The 12,801-nt window shown below is 60.1% G+C and carries 15 protein-coding genes; 1 reads left to right on the forward strand and 14 read right to left on the reverse strand.

Annotation, left to right across the window (positions count from 1 at the left end; genetic code table 11):
* Positions 1-14: 14 nt before the first annotated feature.
* The 12 genes from HGHM_RS06040 to HGHM_RS06095 form a co-directional block, all read right to left on the reverse strand.
* Entirely contained in the window at positions 15-2,219 is a 2,205-nt protein-coding gene (locus HGHM_RS06040) for a TonB-dependent receptor (RefSeq protein WP_019140617.1), read from the reverse strand.
* A 183-nt stretch (positions 2,220-2,402) separates the two neighbouring features.
* Positions 2,403-2,819, reverse strand: coding sequence for an ExbD/TolR family protein (locus HGHM_RS06045; protein WP_019140618.1), 417 nt, complete (start codon positions 2,817-2,819; stop codon positions 2,403-2,405).
* Positions 2,819-3,541, reverse strand: coding sequence for a MotA/TolQ/ExbB proton channel family protein (locus tag HGHM_RS06050; RefSeq protein ID WP_019140619.1), 723 nt, complete (start codon positions 3,539-3,541; stop codon positions 2,819-2,821). Before HGHM_RS06050 ends, HGHM_RS06045 begins: the two co-directional genes overlap by 1 nt.
* Positions 3,542-3,557: 16 nt before the next feature.
* Positions 3,558-4,307 carry an energy transducer TonB gene (locus HGHM_RS06055; protein ID WP_019140620.1) on the reverse strand — a complete coding sequence of 250 codons (750 nt, stop codon included), beginning with the start codon at positions 4,305-4,307 and terminating at the stop codon, positions 3,558-3,560.
* A gap of 8 nt (positions 4,308-4,315) precedes the next feature.
* On the reverse strand, positions 4,316-4,528 hold the full coding sequence (locus tag HGHM_RS06060; protein WP_019140621.1) for a (2Fe-2S)-binding protein: 213 nt from the start codon (positions 4,526-4,528) through the stop codon (positions 4,316-4,318).
* Positions 4,529-4,571: 43 nt separating this feature from the next.
* The gene (gene hemP / locus HGHM_RS20825) at positions 4,572-4,787 is read right to left on the reverse strand and encodes a hemin uptake protein HemP (RefSeq protein WP_019140622.1); all 216 of its coding nucleotides are present in this window, start codon (positions 4,785-4,787) and stop codon (positions 4,572-4,574) included.
* A gap of 219 nt (positions 4,788-5,006) precedes the next feature.
* Positions 5,007-5,438: an EamA family transporter gene (locus tag HGHM_RS06070; protein WP_019140623.1), complete on the reverse strand. Its 432-nt coding sequence runs from the start codon at positions 5,436-5,438 to the stop codon at positions 5,007-5,009.
* Between the two features lie 43 nt (positions 5,439-5,481).
* Positions 5,482-6,666, reverse strand: a complete 1,185-nt coding sequence (locus tag HGHM_RS06075) for a cation diffusion facilitator family transporter (protein ID WP_019140624.1) — start codon at positions 6,664-6,666, stop codon at positions 5,482-5,484.
* Positions 6,667-6,921: 255 nt separating this feature from the next.
* Positions 6,922-7,443 carry an Mpo1 family 2-hydroxy fatty acid dioxygenase gene (locus HGHM_RS06080; RefSeq protein ID WP_026075741.1) on the reverse strand — a complete coding sequence of 174 codons (522 nt, stop codon included), beginning with the start codon at positions 7,441-7,443 and terminating at the stop codon, positions 6,922-6,924.
* A 127-nt stretch (positions 7,444-7,570) separates the two neighbouring features.
* A complete protein-coding gene (locus HGHM_RS06085) occupies positions 7,571-9,799 on the reverse strand; it encodes a YgiQ family radical SAM protein (protein ID WP_019140626.1) in 2,229 nt (742 codons plus the stop codon).
* Between the two features lie 211 nt (positions 9,800-10,010).
* Positions 10,011-10,532, reverse strand: coding sequence for a glycine zipper family protein (locus HGHM_RS06090; protein ID WP_019140627.1), 522 nt, complete (start codon positions 10,530-10,532; stop codon positions 10,011-10,013).
* 6 nt (positions 10,533-10,538) lie between these two features.
* Positions 10,539-10,883 carry a hypothetical protein gene (locus tag HGHM_RS06095; protein WP_026075742.1) on the reverse strand — a complete coding sequence of 115 codons (345 nt, stop codon included), beginning with the start codon at positions 10,881-10,883 and terminating at the stop codon, positions 10,539-10,541.
* 310 nt (positions 10,884-11,193) lie between these two features.
* On the opposite strand from HGHM_RS06095, the gene HGHM_RS06100 reads away from it, so the two are divergent.
* Positions 11,194-11,520 (forward strand): hypothetical protein, encoded by a 327-nt coding sequence (locus HGHM_RS06100; RefSeq protein ID WP_019140629.1) that lies wholly within the window; start codon positions 11,194-11,196, stop codon positions 11,518-11,520.
* 168 nt (positions 11,521-11,688) lie between these two features.
* On the opposite strand, the gene minE is transcribed toward HGHM_RS06100, so the two are convergent.
* Together minE and minD are read right to left on the reverse strand one after the other, a co-directional pair.
* Positions 11,689-11,952, reverse strand: coding sequence for a cell division topological specificity factor MinE (gene minE, locus HGHM_RS06105; protein ID WP_019140630.1), 264 nt, complete (start codon positions 11,950-11,952; stop codon positions 11,689-11,691).
* Between the two features lie 2 nt (positions 11,953-11,954).
* Positions 11,955-12,770 carry a septum site-determining protein MinD gene (minD, locus tag HGHM_RS06110; RefSeq protein ID WP_026075743.1) on the reverse strand — a complete coding sequence of 272 codons (816 nt, stop codon included), beginning with the start codon at positions 12,768-12,770 and terminating at the stop codon, positions 11,955-11,957.
* Positions 12,771-12,801 lie beyond the last annotated feature (31 nt).

The following is a 12,801-nucleotide window of genomic DNA, read 5'->3' on the forward strand; positions in this document are numbered from 1 at the left end:
GCGACCTTTCAGTTTCAGAACCGGTAGGAGACCGTCAGCAGCGCGGTGCGCCCAATGCCCGGCACTGCGCGCCCGCCATCGGACGGGACGAGGGAATCGAAGTATTCCTTGTCCGTCAGATTGAGCAGATTCAGGCGCACGTCGTACTTCGGCTGGTGGTAGGCGATCGTCGCATCCCAGCGGGTAAAGCCACCCGCGGACACGAGATTCGTGTTGTTGGCAAAGCGCTCCGACAGGTAAGTGAAGCCGCCGCCTGCCTCCCATTCCGGCGTGACGTTGTAGGTGGACCAGAGCGATGCGGAATTGCGCGGCGTGTTGGCCGGCACCTTGCCTTTGGTGGCGTCACGCGCCGATGCCTCGACGATCTCGGCATTCAGGCGCGTGTAGCCGCCGAACACTTGCCAGCGGGGCGTGATGCGGCCTGCAAGGCCCACCTCGAAGCCCCTGACCCGCACTTCGCCATCCAGTTCGTAGACACCGGCGTCGACCTGCGTGCGGGCGTTGGTCTTGTTGATTTCGAACAGGGCGGATGTGAGCGACAGATTCCCGCCGAGCAGATCCCACTTGCCGCCGACTTCGTAGGAGCGGTTCTTTTCCGGATCGAGGTTCTGCTGCCCGGCAGTGACGGTGAGCTGCTCCAGTGACGGATTGAACGAGGTGCCGTACGACGCATAATAGGATTGCGTCTCGGTCGGCTGGTAAATCACGCCGCCGCGCACGCTGGTGAAGTGCACGGTCTGCTCGGCGGAGTACAGCGGCGGCGTCGCGGTGCTGACCGTGTTGCTCAGTTCCGCATCGAAGCGATCCCAGCGCAATCCGCCCACCAGTTTCCAGTGCTTGTTCAGTTCCAGCGTGTCATTGCCGTAGACGGCAACAGTCGTCGCGTTCGACTTGGCAAGGTTGCCGTTGCTGGTTACGGAGTTTGCCGGCGTGGAGACATATGCCGGGTCGACCACGGACAGAATCGGCAGGTTGTTGCGGCTCGTGGTCTGGTTTTCGTAGATGTCCCTTCCGACTTCAATGCCTGCGATCGCCGTATGCTTGATGCCGCCTGTCTCGAATTTGCCAATGACATCGGTCTGGTTGTACACCGACTTGTCGGTAATCTTGCGGTCGTGGCTGGCAAGCCGGAGATACAAGTCGCTCAGCGGCAGGCTGGTGGCATTGCCGGTGGCTGCCAACAACGGCGTGAATGTGCTGCCGCTCAGAGTTCCGACGGCATTCGGATAGGTTTCTCGCACGTCCGTGGTGTAACGGCTGACCTGCGTCTGATTGCGCAAGGTGAGGTTCGGGCTGACCTTGTGCTCGATGCGTCCGCTCACGGTGGCGACATCCTGGATCGTGCGGTCGTCTGTCAGTCCGTAGAATTTGCTCCTGGATACGTTCAGCGGCCGGCCGTTCACGGCCAGGAATCCGTAATCGGGCATGTCGCGGTTATGGGCTACCAGGGCCGACAGGGTGATTTCGGTCGGCGTGCCGATGCCCAGTCGCAGGGAAGGGGCGAGGGCATAGTCTTCATTGTTGAGGACGTCGCGCGTCGACTGCACGTCCTGTCCGGCCAGGTTCAGGCGGAAGGCGGAAGTATCCGACAGCGGCTTGTTGAAGTCGGCAGTCGCGCGGTAGTAGTCATGGGTACCGACCGTGGCACTGATTTCGTTTTGTTCCCGGAGTGTCGGCGCCTTGCTGACCTGGTTGACCACGCCGCCGGTGGAGCCGCGGCCGAACAGCATCGACGACGGGCCCTTGAGCACCTCGACCGACTCCAGGAAAAACGTGTCGCGGTAATACTGGCCGCGGTCGCGCATGCCATCGAGGAAAATGTCGGTGCGCGCGGTGAAGCCGCGCAGGTTGATGTTGTTCCCGATCTGGCCGCCTTCAGCGCCGCCGATGGTGATGCCGGGTACGGTGCGCAAGGCATCCGACAGCGAAGCAGCGCCCTGCGCATCCATGACCGCTCGGTTGACGATGGTGATCGATTGCGGGATGTCCTGGATGGCCGTGGGCGTTTTTGCGCCGACGCTCGAACGTATCGTGGCGTAATCGTTGCGAGCCTTCTCGCCGCTTACCTCGACTTCGGGCAGCTGTTCCGCGGCGGTCTGGCTGGCCGCGGGTTCGCTGGTTTCGGATTGTGTCGAAGCGGTTTGCGCGAAGGCGGAATGGGATAATTGCTGGACGGCCAGCGCTGTCAGCAAGGCCAGCCGGGTTTTCTTGATTGCCATAAGGCTCCTTTCAAAATGAAGAGTCGATGGCTGGCTGGGAACGCATGCTCCATGGCTGGCTGTCGCTTGGTACTGGTTTGGTGAAACTGGTTTTCAATCTGCTGGATGCGTCCGGTCAACGCGCAGAGGCTGCTTCATCTCTGGCCTTGATGGCTGGGCGATCGGGCCACATCGTGCAAAAGCTCAATTGCCTTTCGGGTCGGTGACGAAGCCGATCTTGCCCAGGCCGCCGGACTGCGCGGCAGCCATGACTTGCGCCACTTTTTCATATTGCGTGGTGCGTTCTGCCCGCAGATGCAATTCCGGCTGCGGATTTTTCTTTGCCGCCTCGGCAATGCGCTCATGCAGTTGTTCGAGGCCGACCAATTCCTTGTTCCAGTACATCTGGCCCTGGGCATCGATCGAAAGATTGATGTTTTCCGGCTTGTTCAGCTCCGGCTGGCTGCTGGCGCGCGGCAGATCGATATTGACGCTGTGATTCATCACGGGAATCGTGATGATGAAAATGATCAGCAGCACCAGCATCACGTCGACCAGCGGCGTGGTGTTGATCTCCGGGTTGAAATCGTCCTCGGAATCGGACAGGGATCCCATCGCCATCACGCACCCCGGATCGAAACGAGTTTTGCCGTGCCCTCATGGCCGACCGATTCCGCCCGCGCGCCGGTCACGAACAATGCATGCAGATCGAATCCGAACTTGTTCAGCTTGGCGATGGTCGCCTTGTTCCCGCGCACCAGCGCGTTGTAGCCGAAGGTGGCGGGAATCGCGACCGCCAGCCCGAGCGCCGTCATGATCAGGGCTTCGCCCACCGGGCCGGCAACCCGGTCGATGCTGGCCTGGCCCGTGGTGCCGATCGAAACCAGCGCATGGTAGATGCCCCAGACGGTGCCGAACAGGCCGACGAAGGGCGCGCTGGAACCGACCGAAGCCAGTACCGCCATGCCGGTCTGCAGCTTGCCGGAAGCTTCGTCGATGGCCTGGCGCAGCGACAGCGTGACCCAGTCGCTTACCGAGAGCTGGTCGTGAAGATGGCCCTTGTGCGCGTTATGGTGCAGCATCGCGCTCACGCCTGCCTGTGCGATATCGGCAAAGGGATTGTCCTTGCCCAGTGTCGACAGGCCTTCGGTGACGCTGGTGGTATCCCAGAATTCGCGTCCGGCTGCCTTCCCGGCGCGACCGAAACGCCACAATTGCGCCGCCTTGGTGACGATCACATACCAGGACGCGATCGACATCGTGACCAGCAGCAGTGCGACAGCCTTGGTGACCAGGTCGCCCTGGGTCCAGAGGCTTTCCAATCCGTAGGGGCTAGCTTCCATGATGAGTCCTTGAACATTAATTATTGAGTTTGAATCTGATCGGCACGATGGCGTAGGCTGCAATTGGCCTGCCGTTTTCGATGAAGGGCTTGAACAGGGCGCGCATCGCTGCCTGGCGGGCGGCCTCGTCGAGACGGGCCGAGCCGGAAGACTGCTGGACCTCCACCTGTTCCGGGCGGCCCTTCTCGTTGACGAGCACGCGCAGCACGGCCCTGCCTTCTTCGCCCATGCGCCGGGCCATCGGCGGATAGTCGGGCTGCGGCGGCTGGATGTATTCGATGCCGGATGAGAAGACTCGGGGCTGTGCCGGGACTGCGGGAGCCGCGGACGCAGGAGCCGGCGCGGCGGAGGCGGCCGGAGCGACCGGCTCGGCAGGTGCGGGTGCAGTAGTCGGTGGTGTGCTGACGGATTTCGGTACGGGCGCCTTGTCGGCAGGTAGCGGGGCGGGACGTTCGACCGGCTTGGGGGCCGCTTTCTCGGCTGGCTTCTTCGGAGCCGGCGCCGGTTTGGGCGGGGCGGGCTGCGGCTTGGGTGGAGCCGCTTGCGGTTTCCGCGCTTCGGCTGCCGGTTCGGGCGTAATGAAGGTGGCAAAGACTTCGCGCGGAACGGCGGTTCGGCTGGCCGGTGCGGAATGGCGCAGCAGGCTCTGTTGCAAGGCATAGAAGATGCCGGCATGCAGCAGCACGATGGTGGCGAGCGGCCAGACGCGCTTGAGCGGCTGCGAGCTCAGCCGGGGGAGGAGGGCAGAGGAAGTCCTTGTCCGCATCGCGGTTTTCAGGCGGCGACTGCGCCCCGGAGTTGCAGGAGTTCGTTGCCGCTTGCTTCCTCCAGGCATTCGCGCAGGACTTGCTTCGCGCAGGCATTGCATTTGCCACAGCAGGTGCCGACGCCGAGCTTGTTGCGCAGCTCGGACATCGAGGTCAGGCCGGCGTCCACCTCCTGGCGGATCTTGCGGTCGGATACGTTGTAGCAAACGCAGACAATCATGCACTTACCCTGTGATTTTCATAAGTTAACAAAGCCATTCAGTTCAGGCGGTCAGGATGAGCTTGTTCAGCTGGGTCAGGCGCAGGCGGTAAATCCGTCCTTCATGCGCGATCTGCACTTCCCGGCTACCCCGGAACAAGTCCTTGCTTTCGATCCGTACCACGTCGCCGTACGCGGAAGCTTCCGGCCGGGCGGAAGGGGCATCGCTGCCTTTCAAGGCTGAAAGTACGCTGTCGATGTCAGCCCCGCCGCTTTTCACAGAACACTCCTGAATGAATGAGAACAATTCGCATTTCCATTATTCTCTAATTATTATGGGATTGCAAGGCTTTTCAGCGGAAGGGGTTGCCGGGCGCCGCTACCGGCGTATGTCGGGTGTTAAAACAACACTAGCGGGGGAAGTGGCTGGAACAGGTGCCAGCAGACGCGGGCGCGAGGAAAGGGCAGGCAGCCGGCTTGCGGAACGCGCGGCTGGGGATCAGGCGAAAATGATGACGATGGAGCCGGCGACGATCAGCAGACCGCCCAGGGCAAGTTTCCAGCTCAGGGCCTCGCCGGCGAATGCGACGCCGAGGATGATGGCGAGCGCCACGCTCAGCTTGTCGACCGGCGCGACCTTGGAAACCGGGCCGAGCTGCAGCGCGCGGTAATAGCACAGCCAGGACAGGCCGGTTGCCATCCCGGACAGCACCAGGAAGACCCAGCTGGAAGCGCTCACCGCCTGCGGCTTCTCCCATTCGCCACGCGCGGAGACAAGGGCGGCAGTCACGCACAGGATCACTAGGGTACGGATGAAGGTCGCATAGTTCGAATTGAGCTGGGCCACGCCGAATTTGCCGAACAGCGCCGTCAGCGCCGCAAAAAATGCGGATCCGAGGGCATATGCTGCCCATGCCGGTAGAGAATTCATATTTGATTCCTTTGCACTGGCGCTGCCCGGTGCGTGAATATCGCTACGATGCCGGCCGCGGCATTCCACGTTCCCGCAGCGCCAGCGGGGACAGTGAAACCTGCTGGCCGAAGCGAGCCTGTACCGCCTGCTGCATATGCATCCAGGCAGCGCCGGAAAGCGGCTTGTCCGACGCGATTTCTATCTCCAGCCGGTTGTTCAGATAATGCAGGAACATGCTCCACTGCAGACCTGCTTCCTTTTGCAGGATCGGGTCGAGGACGGCGGACAGTTCGTCGCGCAAGGGCAGGCGTATTTCGGCGTCGGTCGTTGACTGTTCCAGCGGATCGATATGAATCTGCGCATCCAGGACCTGATGCTGTTGCATCACGCGGCTGCGTGCGAGGTGCGCGATGTAGTGGCCTTCGCTGACGCTGATGTGCGGATCCACCGACAAATGGGCATCGACCAGCGCGTGGTCGCCCATCAGCCGCGTACGCAGCTCATGCACGCCCAGCACGCCCGGGGTTTCGGCCAGAGTGAGGCGTATGCTTTCCACCTGTTCCGGTGGCAAGGCATGGTCCATCAAATCGTTCAATGCCTTCCAGCCCACGCTCCATCCCATGCGCACAATGAGGATGCCGACCGCCATTGCGGCAATCGGATCGAGCACCGGATAACCCATTCGGGTGCCGAGGATGCCGAACAACACGATCAGCGAGGAAGCCGCATCCGAGCGCGCATGCCAGGCGTTGGCAATCAGCATGCTTGAACCAGTTTGTTTCGCCGCTTTCAGCAGATAGCGAAACAGGCCTTCCTTGGCAGCAACAATGACCACGGCCGCCCATAACGCGGTCCGCCCGACTGGCGGGATTGCATTCGGGTTCTGCAACTTGTTCATTGCGCTCCAGAGTACGCCGGCGCCGACGACGCCAAGGATCATGCCGAGAGCGAGCGAAGCAGCGTTTTCATAGCGGGCATGCCCGTAGTTGTGGTCCTCGTCGGGCTGCTTGTGGCTGCCGTGATTGGCCAGCAGGATGACTGCATCACCTACCAGGTCGGACAGGGAATGGATGCCGTCGGCGACCAGCGCCTGCGAGGAGGCAAGCAGGCCGACCAGGATCTGAATGGCGGAGATGAGGGTATTGACGAGCGCACTGAGAATGGTGCTGCGGGCAGTGATTTTCCGGCGTTTGTGAAGCAATGCATCAGCAGTTGCAATCGCGGAGCTTTGCTCTGAAGTCTTCATTCTGAATGGAAAGAGGCGGCATGTTGCCGTGCCGTTTTTAGCATTGTTGGTCTGGCTGCAAAAGGCGCCCACTCAGCCTTGTTGCATGTGTATCGACGCCTTGCATGGGGTAAATGTTTGTAACCCGGATGGATGCAGGAGTGGGGCATTGCTATATTGGTCATGCTTCATTCCCTATCTCCACCAACTCCTCCTAAGTTGGATTTGCCTGCCGCCGCAAGGCGAGCAGGCTTTTTTCTTTGAGAGGCGATTGCGTCACTGTGTCCGAAGCTGAGCACTACGCGTCGGGCCGGCACGCTCTTCGATTTGGCGGCAAAGGTCGGCACGCATACCCAGGGCAAATCCGGCTTCCGCCACGACGAACAGGGGGCCGATGATCAGGCCGACGAGGTCGTCGACGAATGCCGGTTTTCTGCCTTCGTAGTAGTGGCCGACAAACTGGAAGATCCAGCCGATCACGAACAGCCCGATACCAGCCGAGAGCCATACTATCGTGGATTGTGCTGCAATCGCTTGGCCGCCCCACACTGCCAATCCCATCAGCAGTGCCATGACCACGCCATAACGAAGATCCAGGACCAGGTAGTAAAGCACCGAGGCGAGGGTCACCAGCAGCGCAGGAGTCACCTGCATTCCCATGTAGTCGAAGCCAGGGCGGCTAAGCAGTGTCGCGATGCCGAACACGATCATGGGAATCCCGATGAAGTGGGTAAGGATATTGCGGCGATCGCGATGGTATTCCGCGTATTGGCTCAGCTGGTCGGCAAGAGTTCTCATTTTGCTGTCTCCGGAAGGGCAGGTCATGCACCATGCATGGTCCGCACTCGTCATTCTGGCAGCTAGCCGCCAGAATTGCAAAATGACTCATGGGCGTTCCGACTGGAACATGCGATTTTTCCGCCTCTTATTTTCTGCCCGGCTTTTGCCTGCCTGATCGCGTCGTTGTCTTGACTGGATACGGCTTGCGCTCCACTGCGGCGCCGGGTCGAGGCCTGTTCTGCCCGAATTTTTTGGCCAGCTGTTCCGGGCTCGGCGTTTCGCGACGCCGTTCAGACGCTGCCAGCCCCGGAGGCGGGGAGTAGCGCGGCACCAGGTGGCCAGGACCGTTGCCGATCAGGTCCGAGCGGCCCATGCGGTGGAGCGCTTCGCGGATGATGTCCCAGTTCTCCGGATCGTGATAGCGCAGTAATGCCTTGTGCAGGCGGCGGATTTTTCCGGTGCGCGGCGTATCCACCGTCTCCGAGTCCGCCGTCACCTTGTGCAAGGGATTCTTGCGGCCATGGTACATCGCAGTGGCCAGCGCCATCGGCGTAGGCAGGAAGGTTTGCACCTGGTCCAGGCGGAAATTGTTTTGCTTCAGCCAGAGCGCCAGATTCAGCATGTCTTCATCGGTGGTGCCGGGGTGGGCGGCGATGAAGTAGGGAATCAGGTATTGCTCCTTGCCCGCTTCCTTCGAATACTTCTCGAACAATTCCTTGAACTTGTAATACGCGCCCATGCCGGGCTTCATCATTTTCGAAAGCGGGCCATCTTCCGAATGCTCGGGCGCAATCTTGAGCAGGCCGCCCACATGATGCGTCACCAGTTCCTTCACATACTCGGGTGAACGTACCGCGAGGTCATAGCGCAAGCCGGAACTGACCAGGATCTTCTTGATGCCGGGAATGGCGCGCGCCTTGCGATAAAGCTGGATCAGCTTGCTGTGATCGGTGTTCAGGTTGGAGCAGATGGTCGGATAGACGCAGGACAGGCGTCGGCAGCTTTCTTCGATCTTCTTGTCCTTGCATGCCAGCCGGTACATGTTGGCAGTCGGTCCGCCCAGGTCCGAAATGGTGCCGGTGAAACCCTTGGTCTTGTCGCGGATGAGTTCGATCTCACGCAGGATCGAGGGCTCGGAACGACTCTGGATGATGCGGCCTTCGTGTTCGGTGATCGAGCAGAAGGTGCAGCCGCCGAAGCAGCCGCGCATGATATTCACCGAGAAGCGGATCATCTCCCACGCGGGAATGCGCGCCTTGCCATAGCTCGGGTGCGGCGCACGCGCATAGGACGCGTCGTAGACCCCATCCATTTCCTCCATCGCCAACGGCAGGGGCGGCGGATTGAGCCAGACATCACGGTCGCCATGCGCCTGCACCAGCGCCCGTGCGTTTCCGGGATTCGATTCCAGATGGAAGACGCGGGATGCGTGGGCATACATGACCGGGTCGTCCTTGACCTCGTCGTATGAGGGCAGACGCACCACGGTCTTGTTGCGCTGCTCCTTCAGTGCCGCCTGGCGTTCTTCCCGGCTCATGATGCGCACCGGTTGCTCGATCGGCTTGCCGGCCGCCTGATTGTCCGAGCCGCAGCTTGCCGGCTCCTTCGACTTCATTTCGTACGGATCGGGATGCGGCTCGACCCGCCCCGGGGTATCGATGCGGGTGGAATTTGCTTCGGCCCAGCCCTCCGCCGGCTTCCAATCGGCCGGCACAACAAATGCCGTGCCGCGCAGATCGCGGATGGTCTTGATCGATTCGCCAGCCGCTATACGCTGCGTAAGTTCCACCAGCGCACGCTCTGCATTCCCGAACAACAAAATGTCGGCTTTGGAGTCGAGTAGCACGGAACGGCGCACCTTGTCCGACCAGTAATCGTAATGGGCGATGCGGCGCAGACTCGCTTCGATGCTGCCGATAACGATATTGACGCCGGGGTAGGCTTCCCGGGCGCGCTGAGCATAGACGGTAAGGGCGCGATCCGGGCGCTTGTTGGGTTCGCCGTTTGGGGTATACGCGTCTTCCGACCGGATCTTGCGGTCGGAGGTGTAACGATTGATCATCGAATCCATGTTGCCGGCCGTGATGCCAAAGTAGAGATTTGGCTTGCCCAGAGCACGAAACGGTTCGGCTGATTGCCAGTCAGGCTGGCTGATGATCCCGACGCGGAATCCCTGTCTTTCCAGCAAGCGGCCTATCAGGGCCATGCCGAAACTCGGATGGTCGATATAGGCGTCCCCGGTGACCAAAATGACATCACACGAATCCCAGCCCAGCTTGTCCATTTCCGCGCGCGACATGGGCAGAAACGGTGCCGGGGCTTGGTAATCAGGCCGATAACGGGGATAGGAAAACAGGTTTTTGGGAGCGGTCATATGCGGGCGGATTGTACCGGAAACGCCTTCCGGCGATGTTCCACTGCGGTGTGGAGAACAGGGGGACAGACTTATGTGGGCGCAGCTTCAGGTGTGCTATGACTACAGCGACGGCATGTAGTTGCACCGCTGGTTGATGCAGGCAGCCGGTAGAAAGGTCAACCAGTCAGGGCTGCGGCCCTGCATCGAGGCTGGAAGGCGCCGATATTAGCTAGCGCAGGACCGGTCCTGGCGGAGGCGGGGGCGGCGGATACGCTGACCGTTCGCGCTGGCTGTTCAGGAATTCGTTGCGGAAGCTGCCAGTCATGGGGACCCGATGGCCTTTCGCATACATGCATTGCTGATAGCCAAAGTCGTAACGCTGCTGCAGACGCGATGACGAGGTTTCCCCTGCGCCCGCGCCGGCAAGTCCACCGAACGCCAGGCCGGTCCCGGCCCCAACGGATGCGCCACGGCCTCCGTTGATTGCAGCTCCGGCCGCTGCGCCCAGCAGCGTGCCAACGGCAGCGCTGCGCACGCCGCTATCGACGGCAACATTGTTCGGCGAGTTGCCACCGACCTGTTCAAAGGCAAATTGCTTGCAAACCTCGTTGTCTGCACGGAACTGCTCGAAGCTTTTGCCGGTTCCTGGAAGGACCAGCACGCTCGGCTCGTTCGGCGGCGCCGTCGTGCATGCACAAAGGACGAGAGCAAACGCTAGTGCGGACAGTGTGTAGAGCTTGTCAGTTTTCATGTTTATTCAACGCGCGTCCGGCGGTGCAGGCACAACTTTCTGCCATCCACGAGGGCATTCTTTGACATAGGGATAATAGCCCTTGGCATCCTGGCAGTAATACCACCAGTTGCCGGGCTCTGGTTCGTTTGCTTGCGGGCCCGGGCTTTGCTCGACATACACGGGCGGCGTCGATTGTACGGTGACTGCCGGCGGATAAACGTAATAGGCTGGCGGAGGATAAGCCCAGTATCCTGTCGGTACGCCGACATAAAAGCCCACGTGACTATGCACGCGATGCGCCCATGCTGAACTGCTTGCAAGCAGGCCAAGGGACAAGAAGACGAGGAATGCCAAACCGGTCTTTTTCATGCTGACCTCCTGGCTCCTGACGACTTGGAACATGACGACTCCAATGACAAAAAATTAGACTGCGGCAGCTTGGCGAAGTTTCGGGCCGCGGACACTGGTGCTGCTGCTTGTCGAAACGGCCAAGATATTAATGAATTATACGAAAGAGAGCCCGGAGCAGCACTTCCTTTCGGCAAGCCTGCTGCAGGACGCTACTATTGCTTGATGCTGCCGATTTCTTTTATCAATCGGCCCTGGTCGTGGTCGCCGGAACTCGATTGCCGCATCTTTCATCAAACAGGTCCCGTAAAAACTTGACAAGGAGTTCACCATGCTATCGCCAAACGAAGTCCAACAGCGATTTTCCCATGTTGAGAACACCATTCATCAGGCTGCCCAGGCCTGCCAGTCGGCGAGCGGCGTGCCGATGGATCTGAAGGACTGCATTCAGCAGCTGGATCAGAAAACCACGCAGGCGAAGAGCATGATGCAGTCGCAGGATGAAAACCAGATCCGGCAATGCGTGGACGATCTGGAACAGTTGGGTGATCGCGCCAAGGATGCATGCGAGAGGGCCGGGAATGTGCAGAACGACCTGAAAACCGCCGTCATGCAAGCGCATCGCGAATTGTCGGACTTGAAGCACCAGCTGCATTAAGGCCTGGAACGAAGCCCTGATCCGGAAAGATCCGCCGCCTAATCTTTTTTGCAGGGAGCTTTCTGCTTGCACGATCTCGGCAGGGCTTCCTGTCTCTCATCTCCGTTCCGGCATTCCGTCACGGTTTAACTGGCGACAGGAATGCCGCCTGCTCAAAATCCCATAATTCTACTTTGCCGACACCGCGTCCGGCAGTACGACGTTCACATCGAGTATTTCCAGATTGCCCTGGCGATCAAGGGAAATCTTGATGTCCGACGCATCCACCTTCGCGTACTTTGAAATGACCGCAATCAGTTCCTTGTGCAGCGCCGGCAGGAAATCCGGCCCGCCGCGGCCGTTACGCTCGCGCGCAATGATGACCTGAAGGCGCTCCTTGGCAGCGCTCGCGCTCTTCGGCTTGTTATTGAAGAGGAATGAAAGTAGCGCCATGTTTACCTACCCTTAAAGATACGCTGGAGCAGCCCGGGCTTTTCGTAGGTTGTAAAACGCAACGGCGTTTCCTGGCCGAGGAATCGTGCGACTACGTCCTGATACGCTTCGGAGACATCGGTGCCCGTCATATGGATGGCTGGCGTGCCTTGGTTGGAGGCATGCAGCACCGATTCCGATTCCGGAATGATGCCGATGAGCGGAATGCGCAGGATTTCATGCACGTCGGTATAGGAAAGCATTTCTCCGGCTTCGACGCGTTTAGGCATGTAGCGGGTGATCAGCAGATGCTCCTTCACTGGCTCGCCGCCATTCTGCGCACGGCGCGACTTGGCCTGGATGATGCCGAGAATGCGGTCCGAGTCGCGTACCGAGGATATTTCCGGATTGGTGACGACAATTGCCTCATCCGCGAAAGTCAGGGCCATGACCGCACCGTGCTCGATGCCAGCCGGGGAGTCGCAGACGATATATTCGAAACCCATCTTGACCAGTTCGTTCAGCACGCGCTCGACGCCTGCCTCGGTCAGCGCATCCTTGTCGCGCGTCTGAGAAGCCGGGAGCACGAACAGGTTTTCGCAATGCTTGTCCTTGATAAGCGCCTGGTTCAGCGTGGCTTCATTGTTGATGACATTGATCAGGTCATATACCACGCGACGCTCGCAGCCCATGATCAGGTCGAGATTGCGCAGTCCGACGTCAAAGTCGATCACTGCAGTCTTGTGCCCGCGCAGGGCCAGGCCGGTCGCAAAGCTGGCGCTCGAAGTGGTTTTTCCCACGCCTCCTTTACCGGACGTCACAACAATGATTTTTGCCACAAACAGGCTCCTTATAGAAAATACGAGTAAC

The sequence above is a fragment of the Noviherbaspirillum massiliense JC206 genome (assembly GCF_000312045.1).
In the GTDB taxonomy this organism is placed as follows: Bacteria; Pseudomonadota; Gammaproteobacteria; order Burkholderiales; family Burkholderiaceae_D; genus Noviherbaspirillum; species Noviherbaspirillum massiliense.

Coding starts and splice junctions, on each gene's coding strand:
- HGHM_RS06040 (WP_019140617.1), bottom strand. CDS start 2,219: ATGGCAATCAAGAAAACCCGGCTGGCCTTGCTGACAGCGCTGGCCGTC.
- HGHM_RS06045 (WP_019140618.1), bottom strand. CDS start 2,819: ATGGCGATGGGATCCCTGTCCGATTCCGAGGACGATTTCAACCCGGAG.
- HGHM_RS06050 (WP_019140619.1), bottom strand. CDS start 3,541: ATGGAAGCTAGCCCCTACGGATTGGAAAGCCTCTGGACCCAGGGCGAC.
- HGHM_RS06055 (WP_019140620.1), bottom strand. CDS start 4,307: ATGCGGACAAGGACTTCCTCTGCCCTCCTCCCCCGGCTGAGCTCGCAG.
- HGHM_RS06060 (WP_019140621.1), bottom strand. CDS start 4,528: ATGATTGTCTGCGTTTGCTACAACGTATCCGACCGCAAGATCCGCCAG.
- HGHM_RS06070 (WP_019140623.1), bottom strand. CDS start 5,438: ATGAATTCTCTACCGGCATGGGCAGCATATGCCCTCGGATCCGCATTT.
- HGHM_RS06075 (WP_019140624.1), bottom strand. CDS start 6,666: ATGAAGACTTCAGAGCAAAGCTCCGCGATTGCAACTGCTGATGCATTG.
- HGHM_RS06080 (WP_026075741.1), bottom strand. CDS start 7,443: ATGAGAACTCTTGCCGACCAGCTGAGCCAATACGCGGAATACCATCGC.
- HGHM_RS06085 (WP_019140626.1), bottom strand. CDS start 9,799: ATGACCGCTCCCAAAAACCTGTTTTCCTATCCCCGTTATCGGCCTGAT.
- HGHM_RS06090 (WP_019140627.1), bottom strand. CDS start 10,532: ATGAAAACTGACAAGCTCTACACACTGTCCGCACTAGCGTTTGCTCTC.
- HGHM_RS06095 (WP_026075742.1), bottom strand. CDS start 10,883: ATGAAAAAGACCGGTTTGGCATTCCTCGTCTTCTTGTCCCTTGGCCTG.
- HGHM_RS06100 (WP_019140629.1), top strand. CDS start 11,194: ATGCTATCGCCAAACGAAGTCCAACAGCGATTTTCCCATGTTGAGAAC.
- minE (WP_019140630.1), bottom strand. CDS start 11,952: ATGGCGCTACTTTCATTCCTCTTCAATAACAAGCCGAAGAGCGCGAGC.